Source organism: Nocardia nova NBRC 15556 (assembly GCF_001613005.1).
Lineage (GTDB): Bacteria > Actinomycetota > Actinomycetes > Mycobacteriales > Mycobacteriaceae > Nocardia > Nocardia nova.
The window spans coordinates 52,847-68,558 of the sequence record NZ_BDBN01000015.1; the positions used below are offsets into that span (position 1 = coordinate 52,847).

At 66.9% G+C, this 15,712-nt stretch carries 15 protein-coding genes; 8 read left to right on the forward strand and 7 right to left on the reverse strand.

The window, feature by feature from the left end:
* Positions 1–14 precede the first annotated feature (14 nt).
* Positions 15–1,529: a UbiD family decarboxylase gene (locus tag NN2_RS07185; protein WP_063011500.1), complete on the forward strand. Its 1,515-nt coding sequence runs from the start codon at positions 15–17 to the stop codon at positions 1,527–1,529.
* A gap of 54 nt (positions 1,530–1,583) precedes the next feature.
* On the opposite strand, the gene NN2_RS07190 is transcribed toward NN2_RS07185, so the two are convergent.
* The 5 genes from NN2_RS07190 to NN2_RS07210 form a co-directional block, all read right to left on the reverse strand.
* The gene (locus NN2_RS07190; RefSeq protein WP_063011502.1) at positions 1,584–2,060 is read right to left on the reverse strand and encodes a hypothetical protein; all 477 of its coding nucleotides are present in this window, start codon (positions 2,058–2,060) and stop codon (positions 1,584–1,586) included.
* 89 nt (positions 2,061–2,149) lie between these two features.
* Positions 2,150–3,250, reverse strand: a complete 1,101-nt coding sequence (locus tag NN2_RS07195) for an aminotransferase class I/II-fold pyridoxal phosphate-dependent enzyme (protein ID WP_174554951.1) — start codon at positions 3,248–3,250, stop codon at positions 2,150–2,152.
* Positions 3,250–4,287, reverse strand: coding sequence for a 3-oxoacyl-ACP synthase III family protein (locus NN2_RS07200; RefSeq protein WP_063011504.1), 1,038 nt, complete (start codon positions 4,285–4,287; stop codon positions 3,250–3,252). Before NN2_RS07200 ends, NN2_RS07195 begins: the two co-directional genes overlap by 1 nt.
* Positions 4,288–4,299: 12 nt before the next feature.
* Entirely contained in the window at positions 4,300–4,968 is a 669-nt protein-coding gene (locus NN2_RS07205) for a hypothetical protein (protein ID WP_063011506.1), read from the reverse strand.
* Complete coding sequence (locus NN2_RS07210) at positions 4,965–6,647, reverse strand: thiamine pyrophosphate-binding protein (protein ID WP_063011508.1); 1,683 nt, start codon at positions 6,645–6,647, stop codon at positions 4,965–4,967. The genes NN2_RS07205 and NN2_RS07210 overlap by 4 nt, the downstream gene beginning before the upstream one ends.
* A 159-nt stretch (positions 6,648–6,806) precedes the next feature.
* On the opposite strand from NN2_RS07210, the gene NN2_RS07215 reads away from it, so the two are divergent.
* The 6 genes from NN2_RS07215 to NN2_RS07240 all read left to right on the forward strand — a co-directional run bounded on the left by NN2_RS07215 (position 6,807) and on the right by NN2_RS07240 (position 11,482).
* The gene (locus NN2_RS07215; RefSeq protein ID WP_030514196.1) at positions 6,807–7,322 is read left to right on the forward strand and encodes an EXLDI protein; all 516 of its coding nucleotides are present in this window, start codon (positions 6,807–6,809) and stop codon (positions 7,320–7,322) included.
* A gap of 132 nt (positions 7,323–7,454) precedes the next feature.
* Complete coding sequence (locus tag NN2_RS07220) at positions 7,455–8,393, forward strand: ATP-binding cassette domain-containing protein (protein ID WP_063011511.1); 939 nt, start codon at positions 7,455–7,457, stop codon at positions 8,391–8,393.
* Entirely contained in the window at positions 8,390–9,154 is a 765-nt protein-coding gene (locus tag NN2_RS07225) for an ABC transporter permease (RefSeq protein WP_063011513.1), read from the forward strand. The genes NN2_RS07220 and NN2_RS07225 overlap by 4 nt, the downstream gene beginning before the upstream one ends.
* 143 nt (positions 9,155–9,297) lie before the next feature.
* Positions 9,298–10,647: an NADP-specific glutamate dehydrogenase gene (gdhA, locus tag NN2_RS07230; protein WP_063011515.1), complete on the forward strand. Its 1,350-nt coding sequence runs from the start codon at positions 9,298–9,300 to the stop codon at positions 10,645–10,647.
* Between the two features lie 72 nt (positions 10,648–10,719).
* Complete coding sequence (locus NN2_RS07235; protein ID WP_063011517.1) at positions 10,720–11,052, forward strand: YnfA family protein; 333 nt, start codon at positions 10,720–10,722, stop codon at positions 11,050–11,052.
* A gap of 40 nt (positions 11,053–11,092) precedes the next feature.
* Positions 11,093–11,482, forward strand: coding sequence for a cupin domain-containing protein (locus NN2_RS07240; RefSeq protein ID WP_063011519.1), 390 nt, complete (start codon positions 11,093–11,095; stop codon positions 11,480–11,482).
* A gap of 19 nt (positions 11,483–11,501) precedes the next feature.
* On the opposite strand, the gene NN2_RS07245 is transcribed toward NN2_RS07240, so the two are convergent.
* Together NN2_RS07245 and NN2_RS07250 are read right to left on the reverse strand one after the other, a co-directional pair.
* Entirely contained in the window at positions 11,502–12,113 is a 612-nt protein-coding gene (locus tag NN2_RS07245; RefSeq protein WP_063011521.1) for an HAD family hydrolase, read from the reverse strand.
* Positions 12,114–12,138: 25 nt separating this feature from the next.
* The gene (locus tag NN2_RS07250) at positions 12,139–12,543 is read right to left on the reverse strand and encodes an SdpI family protein (protein ID WP_030514190.1); all 405 of its coding nucleotides are present in this window, start codon (positions 12,541–12,543) and stop codon (positions 12,139–12,141) included.
* A gap of 237 nt (positions 12,544–12,780) precedes the next feature.
* Here NN2_RS07250 and leuS point away from each other — a divergent pair, with 237 nt between their 5' ends.
* Complete coding sequence (leuS, locus tag NN2_RS07255; RefSeq protein WP_063011576.1) at positions 12,781–15,693, forward strand: leucine--tRNA ligase; 2,913 nt, start codon at positions 12,781–12,783, stop codon at positions 15,691–15,693.
* Positions 15,694–15,712 lie beyond the last annotated feature (19 nt).

Here is a 15,712-nt window from a genome sequence, read left to right on the forward strand (position 1 = left end):
TGTGAGGAACAACTGTGACTCGGTCGAATACGCCGCTCAAACACCTCAAGAGCCTGCGCGAGTTCATTGCCGAACTGGAGAACATCGGGGAGATTCAGCGCATCGACGCCGAGGTCGACTGGGATCTGGAAATCGGCGCGATCATCCGCCGGTCCTATGACTTGCACGCGCCGGCACCGCTTTTCACCGATATCACCGGCTATCGCGATACGGGATTCCGAGTGCTCGGCGCACCGGGTGCGCTCTCCGGGCCACGCCATCCCCTCGCTCGCATCGCGCTCGCGCTCGGTTTGCCGGCCGACGCCTCGGGCCAGCAGATCGTCGATCTGCTGGCGAATGCCCGGAGCAAGCCGGGAATCGCACCGGTCGTGGTCGAGCGCGCCCAGGCTCCGTGCAAGGAGAATGTGATGCTGGGCGACGATATCGATCTATTCGCCTTTCCCACACCCAAATTGCACGGCAACGACGGCGGCCGCTACATCCAGACATACGGCATGAATATCGTGCGCACCCCGGACGGCTCATGGACGAACTGGTCGATCAACCGCATGATGATCGCCGACCGCAACACGCTGGCCTGCCTGATTCCGGCGCCGCAGCATCTGGGCATCATCCGGTCGAAATGGACCGAGATCGGCGCTCCCATGCCCATTGCGCTCGCCATCGGCGTGGAACCGGCCCTGCCGTGGGTGGGCGGCATGCCGTTGCCCGAAGGCGCCGACGAAAGCCATTATCTGGGAGCGCTGTTCGGTGAGGGCATCGAGGTCGTTCCGGCGGAAACGGTCGATCTGATGGTGCCCGCGACCGCGGAAATCGTTATCGAGGGCCATATCTCGCCGGACGAAACGGTGATGGAAGGTCCGTTCAACGAGTTCCCGGGATACAACGCCACCGAGGCGACGCCGAAGCAGGTGTTCCACGTTTCCGCGATCACCTACCGAGACGGTGCCATTCAGCCGACCGTGGCGGCCGGCCCGCCGGTCGAGGAGGACCACACGATCATCGGCACAACGAGCGCGGCGGAGATTCTGTACCTGTTGCGGGAGAGGGGATTACCCGTTTCGTCGGCCTGGTACAACTTCGAGGCCGCCGTGCACTGGCTGACGCTGGCGATACGCCAGGACTGGCACGAGAGCACCGGACTGGCGTCACACGAATTGATCGATCGGATCGCGGCGGTGATCTTCACCGGAAAGACCTCGGTCAATGCGCCGAAAATTCTGGTGGTCGAGGACGATGTCGACATCACCGCCCTCGACGAGGTGGTATGGGCCTTCGCCACCCGCTCGCATCCCGACGTCGATCGCGGCGAATTCCATTATCCACCTGCGGTATCCGATCAGCTGGCTGTCTATCTGTCCGAAGAGGAGTCGCACAGCTTCAAGGCGGGCAAGGTTGTCTACAACTGTCTGCTCGCCGATCTGTATCCCGGTGGCAGGCGGCCGGTCAAAGGCAGTTTCGACAACGGCTGGCCCGCCGAGATCCAGCAGCGTGTGCTGTCGAACTGGCACAAGTACGGGTACCGCTGATCTCACTCGAAATTGCGCGAGCCGCGGCGCGCTGTCGCGAGTCGCGGCTCGGCTTCACAGCAGGACGAGGGTGGTGCACAGGGCGGCGAGGGCGAGCGCCTGCAGGCCGACCCGGTAACCGAGGATGCTCTCCCATTTGTCCTGCAGCGCACGGGCATCGGCGGGGATGACGCCGGTCTGCGCCGCCTGCGTCTGGGCGGTGTTGATCGGCTTGGCGATCCGCGCGTAGAGGCCGAGCCAGCTCAGCAGCGCCAGCAGCGCGATCCCGGCCGCCACCGCGGCACCGGCGGCTCCCGCCACGACCGCGACGACGACGGCGAGCACGGTGCTGATCACCCCACCGGCGCCGGCGAAGGGCATTCGCCGGTCGCCGTAGTAGTGCCCCCATCCGGCCGAGACCGTCATCGTCGCGTCGTCGAGTTTGCGATAGACGGGTCGGAAGATGAGGGTGGCGGCGGCATCGGTGCCGTAGACGATGGCGTTGGTGAGAACGGCCAGCACGGTGAGCACCTGCGCGGATGTGGTCAGCATGGGAAGACTCCTAGTCATCATCTAGCGTTGCTAGCTTCTGTGGCAACAGTAGATGAGTTCGACTAGCTTGTCTAGCGCTGCTAGAAAATTTACCGCCACACTCTGACCGGAAGGTGGGCGCACCGATCCTCCGCGGCCTGCACGGGTGACGGGCGCGGCCGAGGCACCGGCTCGGCACGGCCGTCGAAGGCGTGCAGTACCGCGGCATCGGCACGCGGATCACCGACCGCGATCCGCGCACTGCCGTCCGGGTAACCCTTGGCCGCGATCCCCGCGCCCGCCAGCGTCGCGTGGGCCACGGGCCCCGGCAGGTAGAGAAAGTTGCCGCGGCTGCACGGCACGGCGAAACCCCTGTGCCGCAGAGCGGTTCGCAGCAGTTCGCGCTCGGCGGTGATATCGGCGATCCGTTCGGCGAGCTCCGCCGAGGCGGCATAGCAGGCGCGCACGGCGGCGACGGCGTAGTCGGGCATGCCGAACGGAAGCTGCAGTCGCCGCACCCGCGCGATCAGTTCCGGCGCGCCGAACGCATAGCCGATACGCAGTCCTGCCAGGCCGTACGCCTTCGAAAAGGTGCGCAACACAAGGAGGTTGGGATAGTGCGCGACGAGTTCGCAGGGGTCGATCGTTTCGGCATCGGCCAGGAATTCCACGTACGCCTCGTCCAGGATCACCGGAACATGCCGCGGCACACCGAACAGGAAAGCCTTCAGCTCCGCGGCGGGCGCCACGGTCCCGGTCGGATTGTGGGGGCGGCAGATCGCGACCAGTGCCGTACGCTCGTCCACCGCCCGGGCCATCGCCGTCAGCCGCTGCCGTCCGCTCGCATCCAGGGGAACTCCCACGACGTCCAGACCCGCCATGGCGGCCATGATCGGATAGCCGTCGAAGGTCGGAGTCGCGAACACCATGCGCCGCCCCGGCCCCGAGACCGCCTGCATGATCTGCAGCACCACACCGGTCGCCCCCGCACCGACGACCACCTGATCGGGGTCGACGCCGAGGTGCGCGGCGATCACGGCCGGCAGCCGCCGGGGCACGAATTCCGGATACCGATTGGCGCCGCGAATCGCCTCGTTCACCACCGCGAGCACCGAAGGCAGTGGCGGAAAGGGGTTTTCGCTGAGCGTCAGATCGAACCGCGGCGGCGGTATCGGCTGCGTCACCGCCGGTTCACGGGCGGACGAGTCCATCACGCCGCACCCCAGCGCACCGCGGCCGCGGCCGCGAAATCCCCGGCATGGGCGAAGGCCGCCAGCAGCACCACCGACCCGTTGCGCAACCGGCCGGCCCGGTTCTCGATATCCAGGGTCACCGGAATGCCGGCGGCGAAGAGATTTCCGCACCGGTCGAAGGAATCCGGATGCCGTTCCGCGGGCAGTTCCAGCGCATCGTGCCAGTTCCGCAGGAACAGCCGATTCGGCTGATTGGTGACGAAGGTGTCGATATCGCGGCCTTTCACCCCTATGCGGTCGCATACCGCGAGGGCGAGTTCCGGGACCAGCCGGTTGCCGCGCGCGAAGACCTTGGTCACCTTCGATTCGGTGAAACTCACGCAGCCCTGTCCTTCCCCGGGCTCCCAGTACTTGCGTTCGGAGCCGGTGGAGAAATCCATATCCCCGGCGAATTCCGGGAAGGTGCGGCATTCGATATCGAGGATCGGCGCACTGTTGTCCTTGACCAGCAATCCCACCCCGCAGCCGTCCCCGGGCACCGGCGCCTGCGCGAGTTTGCGAATCTCGGTCTGGGTGAAGACCGGACCCGCGGTGTTCTGCGTCGTCGCGATCAGGGCGGTGCGGGCGTCGGTCGTCTGCAGAATCATCCGCGCCAGCATCATCATGTGGATGAATGCCGCGCAGCCGCCATTGTGCACGTCGAACACCCATTTCGGATTCATCCCCAGCCGCCGCGCCACCTCCGGCCCGGCGCCCATGACCGGATTGTCGGGGAGCTGGGTATGGGTGAGCAGCACGTCGATATCGGCGAGCGTGCCGGCGCCGTGCCGATCGATCAGCGGCGCGACCGCGCGTTCCACCATATCCACGGCGGTTTCGTCGCGGCCCTTGTGATGGCGACCGTGCGGCGCGCGGAACATGACGTTCTTCGCCATCCGCTCCGAACGCGAGAATTGCGTGAAGTACTCGGTACCTACCGGCTCACCCGGCAGATAGCAGGCCACATCGACCAGACTGACCGGTGCCAGCCGCAGGGCGGGATCGGTGAAATCCATCTCGGCGTATCCTCACTTCATCCACTCGGGGGTGATCGGAAGTCCGTGCGCGGCACGGTATTCGGCGATCGCTTTCAGGTTGTCCAGCTCCAGCCGGTGTCCGGCGGAGAACATCTCCCAGAAATCGCCGACCCAGACCTTGCGGCCTGCCGGGGCCTTGTCGGGGTAGGGATTCGCGTCGTAGAACGGGTGCCGGCAATTGGTCCACAGCACCACCGATCCGGGCTTGTTCAACACCACCTGGGCGTCGACGACCCGCATCAGATAGATCATCCACAGGTGTTCACCCTGATCCCACGCACAGTGGTAATCCACGGTCATCGCATCCGGATTGGCCTCGGTGCGCGTGAAGATCCGGGTGTCCTTGCCCAGCCGGTCGTATGATTCCCACAGCCCCGGGGTGGCGGTTTCGGTGAATCCGCGCAGACTGTAGGTCCACTCCTCCAAACTCTGTGTGTGCGAGAGGTATTCGTACAGTTCGCGCGGGGGTGCGGCGATGTAGTCCTGCACCGGGCAGAATTGACCGAAGATCTGGTCGTGGGGATAGACCGAGCGCAGCATATCCATGATGATCGGCGTGGTCTCCTCGCGATCGGAATTCTCGATGCGCAACAACCCGGGAATTGCGCGGTGCGGAAGATCGGGAATATCACTGAGAGCGGGTGCGGTGCTGATGGTCACGGATTCCTCCTCGATGCGGACAGGAAGGGGATGAACGGCGGTATCTCGTCGGGATCGCAATCGATCGAAACGAACGAGGGCCCGGGCGTTTCCAGGCAGTACGACAGCACTGTCGCGAGCTCGGTCGGCGTCGCCGGCGAGAAGGAGGGCAGATCCGGGAACATCGCCGCCATGCCGGCTCCCAGATGTGCTTTGTGGAATCTGTTGAAGCTGTAGCGATCTCCGTAGAACAGTTGCTCCCGGGTCACGCACATGGCATGCGCGGAATTGTCGAGTACAACGAAGGTCACCGGCAGCCCGTACTGGATCGCGGTGTGAATCTCCATGCCGTGCATGTAGAAGGCGCCGTCGCCGGCCACGACCACGGTGCGCCGCTCGGTCCCGTCGTCGCGGTGCCGGCGGGCGAAACAGGACCCGATGGCAGCGCCGAAGGCGTAGCCCATACCGCCCATACCGAGGGCGACGACGAAGCGGCCGCCGCGCGGCGGGCGGAGATGATGCACCACCGATGCCCCGGTATTGCCCGCGTCGGCGAAGACATCGGTATCGGAATGCAGTGTGCCGTTGAGTGTTTCGACGATGTCGCGATAGCGCAGGCCCGGTCCGTCCGCGGGCGGCACCGGCAGCGGGTCCGGCGTCCGCGGGCGCCGGGGATCCACCCGGTGCACCCGGCCCGCGCCGGCACTCAGCGCCGATGTGAGTTCGCGGAGTGTGGCGGCCAGATCGGTACTGGTGGCGTGGACCGCGGGAAGGTAGGGCGGCTCACCGCCGACCGATGCCGTCGACGCGCCCAGCACCGATTCCAGTCCGGCGCGCGCGGTGACCGGCATCCGGGTGCCGACCAGCAGGCACAGGGCGCTGCCGTGCAGGGCGTCGGCCAGTTCGGTATGGCCCATGCTTCCGGCGACACCGAGAAATCCTTGTTCGGTGCAGTCGTACACATCCTTGGCGTCCGGCGCGACGCCGACCCCGGCGTCGAGAACCGCTGCCAGATCACGCAGTTCGGCACGAGCATCGTCGCGGGCGACCTGCGCGCCCGCGATGATCACGACCTTGCCGACCGCCCGGGCCGCCTGTAGCCCCTCCAGGAGCCGCTCGATACCGGCGTCGTCCCGGCCGTGTACCGGACGCGGTGCGACGAACGGGCCGGCGCGAAGTTCGGCCTGCTGAACATCCTTGGGCAGCAGCAGAACCGCCGGCCCGCCCGCTCGGGCGGCCGCGACGGCGCGAGAGAGATGGTCCGGAAGCGAGGCGGGCGTCTCCACCCGTGCGCAATACAGCGCGATCGTGTCGAAAAGTTCGGCGGCGTCGAAGGTTCCGGCTCGGCCGCTGGAATCCTGGAAGGCGCCTTTACCTTCGAGACCGGTCGGCGCCTGCCCCACCAACGCGAGCACGGGCACCCGGGAGGCGTGCGATTCCGCCAGTCCGGCAACGAGATTCATCGCTCCACCACCGGAGGTCGCGCAGACGACGCCGAGACCCGCGGTGGAACGGGCATAACCGTCGGCCATGGTGGCGGCGGCGAATTCGTGTTTGGCCACCACCGCCGTGATTCGGTCGGAGGCGTCGTGGGCCGCGTCGTAGAGATCTTCGATGTTGGCGCCGTCGACGCCGAAGATGTGTCGCACTCCCATGTCCGATACGGCCTGCACCAGGTAGTCGACCAGTCGTGACGGCATCGCCGCTCCTTCCCGTATGGGTTCCGAAGCCGGCCGCGCTGCCGGAACGAACGCACTCAGCGGGGATACGAAGCACGCACCCGACCGGTTCACCGTTCCCGCGTGCCTTCGCAAAAGGATCCACTTGTGTGTATGTATACATCTACGTATAGTTGGGCCATGCCGAACAAGACCGTGTATGTCTCCGATGACGATCTCCCCCTGTTCCAGCGCGCGCAGGAGCTGGTCGGCGGCAATCTCTCGGGTGCGATCGTGACGGCACTGCGCCGATACATCGAGCTGGAGGAGGGTCGGCTGCAGGGATTCGACGAGATCGTCCTGCGCGTCGGCCACAACGGCGCCCGGCAGGTGCGATTCTCGGGGGTGCTGCTCACCGAGTCGAGCGATATGGGCGACGAGCGTTTCGAGCGCATTCGCGTATTCCGCACGCGCAAGGGCAAATTCGTGCTGCACCGGCAGCGTTCGGAATGGACCGACTACCCGACCGACACGAACTGGCTGAAAGATCTGACCAATTGGCGGCGGATGCTCGGCGTCACCGATCCGGACTGGGGCGAATTCACCATGGACATCTACGACTCACCGGCCGACCTGAAAGGCAGGGTTCCCGACAAGCTGTACAACCGCATCAGCGATCTGACCGAGCATCCGCAGATCGAGGATCTCGACATCTGATCGACCACTTCGAGCCGAACTAGCCTCGGCCGCACGACAACTCGATATCGACCCTCCTTGTCCGCCGAAATCCCGCGGACACGGCTCGGTCGACGCATGCATTCATCGCAATCTTATTATGAAAGGACGACCATGAGTTCACCGGCCATATCGGCCACCGGTCTGCGGAAATCGTTCGCCGACCACGTGGTGCTGGACGGTATCGACCTCACTGTCCCGGAGGGCAGGATCTTCGCGCTGCTCGGCCCCAACGGCGCCGGCAAGACCACCACCGTCCACATCCTCGCCACCCTGACCCGGCCCGACGACGGCAACCTGCGCGTCGGGGGCCACGACCCGGTCATCGAACCCGACGCCGTCCGCACCGCCATCGGCGTGACCGGGCAGTTCTCGGCGGTCGACGAACTGCTCACCGGTCGCGAGAACCTGCTGCTGATGGCGGATCTGCACCATCTGCCCCGTGGCGAGGGCCGGCGCATCGCCGACGACCTGCTGACCCGCTTCGACCTGCTGGACGCCGCCGACAAGGTGGCCGGGAGCTACTCCGGCGGTATGACGCGCCGGCTCGACCTGGCGATGACCCTGGTCGGCGAGCCGCGCATCATCTTCCTCGACGAACCCACGGTCGGCCTCGATCCACGCAGCCGGCGCGGGATGTGGGACATCATCCGCGAACTGGTCGCCGACGGCGTCACCATCTTCCTCACCACCCAGTATCTGGAGGAGGCCGACCAGCTCGCGCATCGGATCGCGGTGCTCGACCACGGCCACATCGTCGCCGAAGGCACGCCCGAACAGCTGAAACGCCTTGTGCCGGGCGGACATATCCGCCTGACCTTCGGCGACGAGGAACAGTTGCGCAGCGCCGCCGAACTACTCGGCGGAACGACCACGGACTCGACCCTGGCGGTGCCCAGCGACGGCGGCGTCGCCTCGCTGCGCGATGTTCTGGACCGGCTCGGCCGCGCCCGCATCGAGCCCGAAAGCCTGTCGGTGCACACCCCCGATCTCGACGACGTCTTCCTCGCCCTCACCGGCCGCACCGCACCCGAGAAGGAATCCGCACGATGACCACGCACACCCTCGCCGACTCCCGCACGATGCTGCGCCGGAACCTGGTGCACGCCAAGCGTTATCCCGGCATGACGATCAGCATGTTCATCATGCCGCTGGTGATGTTGCTGATGTTCAATTACATCTTCGGTGGCGCACTGGAGAAAGCCACCGGCGGCAGTTACATCGACTACCTGGTCCCCGGCATGATGCTGATCATTCCGGCCTATCTGGTGGTCGGGGTCGCGGTGGCCATCGCCTCGGATATGACCAAGGGCATCGTGAACCGGTTCCGAACCATGCCCATGGCACATTCCTCGATCCTCACCGGCCAGGTCGCCGGGACCGTGATCCAAGGCGTGCTGGGTGTCGGCCTGATGGTCGCAGTCGCGGCGCTGATCGGCTTCCGTCCCGATGCCACCGTCGTGGAATGGCTCGCCGCCTTCGGCCTCATCGCCCTGGTGATCTTCGGATTGGCATGGCTCGGAGTGGGTTTCGGATTGGCCGCCGAAACACCGGAGAGCGCGAGCAATACCCCGACTCCGCTGATCTTCCTCCCCTTTCTCGGCAGCGGCCTGGCTCCCACCGACACCATGCCCGCCGGTGTCCGGCAATTCGCCGAGTACCAGCCCTTCACGCCCCTGACCGAAACGCTGCGCGGACTGCTCATGGGCACGGCCATCGGAGGCAACGGCATCGCGGCGGTGGTCTGGTGCGTCGGCTTCGCGGTGGTCGGCTATCTCTGGTCGCGCTCGCTGTTCCGCCGCAAGACCAACTGAGCTACTACCCAGTGATTAACGGACATACCGGTCGAAACCCCGTCGTCCTCGCGTGAGAACGTAGGAACGAGGCCGATCGGGCCCGGGCCGGTGCCATCCGGCCCGGGTCGTCGGCGCCGTCGACGACCGGAAGGAGTGCGTCCATGGCCGCCCTGGACGAGAAGCTGCAGGACATCTATGCCGAGGTACTGCAGCGCAACCCCGGTGAATCGGAATTCCACCAAGCCGTGCGCGAGGTGCTCGACAGCCTCGGACCGGTCGTCGCAAAACATCCCCAGTACGTCGACGCGGCGGTGATCCGGCGGTTGTGCGAGCCCGAGCGGCAGATCATCTTTCGCGTGCCGTGGGTCGACGACAGTGGCACGGTGCAGATCAACCGCGGTTTCCGGGTCGAGTTCAACTCCGCGCTCGGCCCCTACAAAGGCGGTCTGCGGTTCCATCCGTCGGTCTATCTGGGCATCGTCAAATTCCTGGGATTCGAGCAGATCTTCAAGAACGCGCTCACCGGAATGCCGATCGGCGGCGGTAAGGGTGGTTCGGATTTCGACCCGAAGGGGCGGTCGGACGCGGAGGTGATGCGCTTCTGCCAGTCCTTCATGACCGAGCTCTACCGGCATATCGGCGAGCACACCGACGTTCCGGCCGGTGATATCGGCGTGGGCGGTCGCGAGATCGGCTATCTGTTCGGCCAGTACAAACGCATCACCAACCGCTACGAATCCGGCGTGCTCACGGGCAAGGGGCTGAGCTGGGGTGGCTCGCAGGTGCGCCCCGAGGCGACCGGATACGGCACCGTCTTCTTCACCGAGCAGATCCTCGACCGGCGCGCCGACAGCTTCGAGGGCAAACGCGTGGTGATCTCCGGCTCGGGCAATGTCGCCATCTACGCCGTGGAGAAGGTGCACCAACTGGGCGGCACCGTCGTCGCCTGTTCGGACTCCTCGGGCTACATCGTCGACGACAAGGGTATCGATCTCGAACTGCTCAAGGAGATCAAGCACGACCGGCGCGGGCGCATTCACGAATATCCCGACATCGCCCGTGGCTCGGCGTATTTCGTGGATTCCGGCTCGATCTGGGCGGTGCCCTGCGATATCGCGCTGCCGTGTGCGACGCAGAACGAACTCAACGGCAGCGATGCCCGCCGGTTGATCGACAACGGTTGCGCCATCGTGGCCGAAGGCGCCAATATGCCCTGCACCCCCGAGGCATCCCGGTTGCTGGTCGACGCGGGCGTGACCTTCGCACCGGGCAAGGCCGCCAATGCGGGCGGGGTGGCCACCAGCGCACTCGAGATGCAGCAGAACGCTTCCCGCGATTCGTGGAGCTTCGAACACACCGAACAGCGCCTCGAGACGATCATGCGCGGCATCCACGACCGCTGCCTCGAGACCGCCGAAGAGTACGGGACCCCGGGCGATTACGTCGCCGGTGCGAACATCGCCGGTTTCACCCAGGTCGCCGACGCGATGCTGGCACTGGGGATCGTCTAGACGCCGCGGCCGGCAACGCGCCGGCCGTCCCGTCCGGATCCACCGGCACCGAGTCTCGTAGGCTCGCCGTTCGTGACCGTGGTGCGCTCGATCCTGCTGTTCGTCCTGGCCGCGCTCGCCGAGATCGGCGGGGCGTGGCTGGTGTGGCAAGGGGTGCGTGAGCATCGCGGGTTCGCCTGGGCGGGGGCCGGGGTGATCGCGCTGGGGCTGTACGGATTCGTCGCGACGCTCCAGCCGGATGCTCATTTCGGCCGGATCCTGGCCGCCTACGGCGGTGTGTTCGTCGCGGGGTCGCTGCTGTGGGCCATCGCGTTCGACGGCTTCCGGCCGGACCGCTGGGATGTGGCGGGCGCGGCGACCTGCCTGGTGGGCGTCGCCGTGATCATGTACGCGCCGCGCGGCTGACCCGGTACGCGGCCGACCGGTATCCGGCATCATCGGTGCCATGCCCGTCCTCGGAACGTTTCGGCCCAATCCGCAGCCGGCCGCCGGTACTCGCAGCCGGGTGCTGATACGGCTGCGGGTGGCGCGGTGGCAGTTCCTGCTCCGGCAGACGATCGTCGAACCGGGCGGTGACAGTGGTTGGCACTATCACGACGGCACGCTGTTCGTCCTGGTCACCGGCAGCACTCTCGACCATCCCGGCACCGACGGCGTCCCGGTCGCCTATCGCCCGGGGCGGATATTTCGCGAGCCCGCCGGCGCCGCCCACGCCCACACCGCCCGCAACCGCACGCGAAAACCCTTGCGGCTCACGGTGTTCTACGTGCTCCCGGCCGGTAGTCCGCTCTCCCGCTCGATCCCCGCACCGGAGTGCGACCCGGACCGGCGATAGGACGTGCGCCTGCCTGGTATCAGCTCGCGAGCTCGCGCAGCAAACCGGGGAATTCGGTGAGATCACGCAGGACGACATCGGCGCCGGCGGCCCGCAGCTGCGCCGCGTCACATGGACCGCTGGTCACCCCGACCGCATACGCCGACGCCGCGCGGGCGCCGCGCATATCGCCGATGTGGTCACCGATGTACACGCTCGCCTCGTGGTCGCGCAGGGCCTGGGCCTTCTGTTCGGCCCACAGGTCGCCGACTACGGCGTCGGCCGGAATGTCGAGGTGGGTGAGGTGCAATTCGGCGTTGGGTTCGTATTTGCCGGTGACCACGATCACGCGGCCGCCCAGCGCCCGGACCGCCGCTGTCGCCGCGCGGGCGCCGGGCAGTTCCACCGTGCCGGTGATCGCGAAATCCGGATACATGGCCCGATACATATCGGCCACCGCCGGGACGCGGTCGGCGGGGAACCAGTTGGCCAGCTCGTGCTCCAGCGGCGGCCCGAGGCGGGTGACGACCAGATCGCTGTCGATGGGGGTGCCGGTGCGTCTCGACAGCTCGCGATAGCAGGCGCGGATGCCGGGACGCGAGTCGATCAAGGTCATGTCGAGGTCGAAGCCGACCGTGAGCGGGCCTGTCATACCGGACGGCCGGACACCGGAGGGATCAATTGGCGGGCTGGCAGGCGTCGCGCAGTGAGCACGCGCCGCAGGAGTTGCCACAGCCGCCGACCTCGGCGGGCGCGAGCCCCGCGATCGCGTCGTTGGCCGCGTTGACCCCGGCCCCCAGCGTGAACAGGGCCACGACCAGTGCCACCGCGGCGGCAGCCAAGCCCACCCATACCGTCGCGACCAGCGCGATCGCACCGGCGGCGGCCAGCAGCAGACCCGCACCGACCGAGGTGGGCCCGGCGACGCGGTTGGCGACGCGATACGCCTCTTCGGTGCGGAGGGCTTCTTCGGTGTGCACACCGAAGAAGCGATTGGGTGGCAGGGTGCCGGTCAGCCCGAGCACACCCGTGACGACGGCCACGGCCGCCGGCAGAAACAGGAGGAGCGCGACCACGAACACCCGGAATACGGTACTCCGGTATCAAAACCGGGCGCCCGCGGGGCTCGCCGCCGCCGCGAACGACCCGCTCACCCCTTTTTGGGTGCTGACGTGCGCACGCTCTACCCTGAGTGACGACGTTGTCCACAGACGTTCACCAGGGGAACTCGGCGACAAGAAGGCAGGACCGTGCAGGACACTCGTGCAACCGATACAGCCGGCGCATCGACCGGCCGGGGTGACGGGCCCGAAAGCAGCCTGCCCACGCTTCCCGGAACCGATGTGCCCGCGCACCGCTACAACGCGGAACTGGCCGGCGCCCTGGAGGGCAAATGGCAGCGGGTGTGGGCGGAGCGCGGCACCTTCCACGCGCCGAATCCGGTCGGCCCGCTGGCCGGCGAGACCCCGGCCGACAAGCTGTTCATCCAGGACATGTTCCCGTATCCGTCGGGTGCGGGTCTGCACGTCGGCCATCCGCTGGGCTACATCGCCACCGATGTGTTCGCGCGCTACCACCGCATGCACGGCCGCAACGTGCTGCATGCGCTGGGTTACGACGCCTTCGGCCTGCCCGCCGAGCAGTACGCGGTACAGACGGGCGCGCATCCGCGGGTGACCACGGAATCCAATATCGCGACCATGCAGCGCCAGCTGGACCGGCTGGGCCTGGGCCACGACCGGCGCCGCTCGTTCGCGACCACCGACCCCGAGTTCTACAAGTGGACGCAGTGGATCTTCCTGCGCATCTACAACGCCTGGTACGACACCTCGGCGAACAAGGCCCGCCCGATCGCGGATCTGGTGGCCGAATTCGCCGCGGGTGAGCGCCCCACCCCGGACGGTCGCGCGTGGGCCGACTTGTCGCCCGCCGAACAGGGCGCGGTGCTGGACTCGTATCGCCTGGTCTATCAATCGGATTCGATGGTCAACTGGTGCCCCGGACTGGGCACCGTGCTGGCCAACGAGGAGGTCACCGCCGACGGCCGCAGTGAGCGCGGCAACTTCCCGGTGTTCCGGAAACGCCTGCGGCAGTGGATGATGCGCATCACCGCCTACTCCGACCGCCTGGTCGACGATCTGGACCTGCTGGACTGGCCGGACAACGTGAAGGCCATGCAGCGCAACTGGATCGGGCGCTCGCGTGGTGCCGAGGTCTCGTTCGCCGTGGTGCGAGCGACGGGCGCGGAGGAGGCAGCCGGCGTAACCACGGAGCGCCCCGGGAGCGCCACCGTCGATACAGCGAACGGGGAGAACATCGAGGTCTTCACCACCCGGCCCGACACGCTGTTCGGGGCGAGCTATGTGGTGCTGGCCCCGGAACACGAACTGGTGGACCGGCTGGCCGTCGCGCAGTGGCCCGCCGACGTCGACCCCCGGTGGACCTTCGACGCCGCCTCGCCGGCCGAAGCCGTTGCGGCCTACCGCAAGTCGATCGCCGCCAAGTCCGATCTGGAGCGGCAGGAGAACAAGGAGAAGACCGGCGTCTTCCTGGGCGCCTACGCCACCAACCCGGTCAACGGGGCGCAGCTGCCGATCTTCATCGCCGACTATGTGCTGTCGGGCTACGGCACCGGCGCGATCATGGCGGTACCCGGCCACGACCAGCGCGACTGGGAGTTCGCGCGGGCGTTCGGCCTGCCGATCGTGGAAGTCATTGCCGGAGGCGACATCTCGGAGTCCGCGTATTCGGGCGACGGCCTGCTGGTGAACTCCGACTACCTGAACGGGCTGGACGTCGAGACTGCCAAGGCCACCGTCGTCGAGCGCCTGGAACGCGACGGCCACGGCAAGGGCACCATCCAGTACAAACTGCGCGACTGGCTGTTCGCCCGCCAGCGTTACTGGGGCGAGCCGTTCCCGATCGTCTACGACGAGCAGGGCGCGGCGCATCCGCTGCCGGAATCCATGCTGCCGGTGGAACTTCCGGAGGTGCGCGACTTCGCGCCGGTCACCTTCGATCCGGACGACGCCGATTCCGAACCGTCGCCGCCGCTGGCCAAGGCCACCGACTGGGTGACCGTCGAACTGGATCTGGGCGACGGGGTGAAGACCTATCGCCGCGACACCAACGTGATGCCGCAGTGGGCCGGTAGCTCCTGGTACCAGCTGCGCTACACCGACCCGACCAATACGGAGGCGTTCTGCGCGCCGGAGAACGAGCGCTACTGGCTGGGCCCGCGCCCGGCCGAACACGGTGCGAACGACCCCGGCGGCGTGGATCTGTACGTCGGCGGCGTGGAACACGCGGTACTACATCTGCTGTACGCGCGGTTCTGGCAGAAGGTGCTGTTCGATCTGGGTGAGGTGTCGGGCCCGGAACCGTACCGGCGCTTGTTCAACCAGGGTTACATCCAGGCCTTCGCCTACACCGACGAGCGCGGCACCTACATCCCGGCCGCCGAGGTGGTCGAGCGCGACGGCAGGTTCTTCTGGACGAACACCTCCGGCGTGGAGATCGAGGTCTTCCAGGAGTACGGCAAGATCGGCAAATCGCTGAAGAACGCCATCTCCCCCGATGAGATGTGCGATCTGTACGGCGCGGACACCTTCCGGCTGTACGAGATGTCGATGGGTCCGCTGGACACCTCGCGTCCCTGGGCGACCAAGGATGTCGTCGGCGCGCACCGCTTCCTGCAGCGGGTGTGGCGCCTGGTGGTCGACGAGGAGTCCGGGGCCGCGCGGGTCACCGACGCCGAGCCGGCCGATGCCACCCTTCGCCTGCTGCACAAGACGATCGACGGTGTCGACGCCGACTACGCCGCCCTGCGCGACAACACCGCAGGCGCGAAGCTGATCGAGCTGACCAACCATCTGACCAAGCAGTACCCGCAGGGCGCCCCGCGCACGGTGGTGGAACCGCTGGTGCTGATGCTGGCACCGATGGCACCGCATATCGCCGAGGAACTGTGGGAACGCCTGGGCCACACCACGGCGCTGGCGCACGGGCCCTTCCCGATCGCGGATCCCGCACTGCTGGTGGAGGATTCGGTCGAATATCCGATCCAGGTCAACGGCAAGGTCCGCAGCCGGGTCAGCGTACCGGCGGACGCCGATGCGAAGGCGGTGGAGGCGGCGGCGCTCGCCGACGAGAAGCTGCTGGAATTCCTGGCCGGCAAGACCCCGCGCAAGGTCATCGTGGTCCCCGGCAAGCTGGTCAACGTCGTCGCGTAAGTCTCTCCCGCGCTGGGTG

Bases quoted from the DNA above. Each gene is read 5' to 3' on its own strand.
- NN2_RS07190 (WP_063011502.1), bottom strand. From the start codon at position 2,060: ATGCTGACCACATCCGCGCAGGTGCTCACCGTGCTGGCCGTTCTCACC.
- NN2_RS07195 (WP_174554951.1), bottom strand. From the start codon at position 3,250: ATGGACTCGTCCGCCCGTGAACCGGCGGTGACGCAGCCGATACCGCCG.
- NN2_RS07200 (WP_063011504.1), bottom strand. From the start codon at position 4,287: ATGGATTTCACCGATCCCGCCCTGCGGCTGGCACCGGTCAGTCTGGTC.
- NN2_RS07210 (WP_063011508.1), bottom strand. From the start codon at position 6,647: ATGCCGTCACGACTGGTCGACTACCTGGTGCAGGCCGTATCGGACATG.
- NN2_RS07215 (WP_030514196.1), top strand. From the start codon at position 6,807: ATGCCGAACAAGACCGTGTATGTCTCCGATGACGATCTCCCCCTGTTC.
- NN2_RS07220 (WP_063011511.1), top strand. From the start codon at position 7,455: ATGAGTTCACCGGCCATATCGGCCACCGGTCTGCGGAAATCGTTCGCC.
- NN2_RS07225 (WP_063011513.1), top strand. From the start codon at position 8,390: ATGACCACGCACACCCTCGCCGACTCCCGCACGATGCTGCGCCGGAAC.
- gdhA (WP_063011515.1), top strand. From the start codon at position 9,298: ATGGCCGCCCTGGACGAGAAGCTGCAGGACATCTATGCCGAGGTACTG.
- NN2_RS07240 (WP_063011519.1), top strand. From the start codon at position 11,093: ATGCCCGTCCTCGGAACGTTTCGGCCCAATCCGCAGCCGGCCGCCGGT.
- NN2_RS07245 (WP_063011521.1), bottom strand. From the start codon at position 12,113: ATGACAGGCCCGCTCACGGTCGGCTTCGACCTCGACATGACCTTGATC.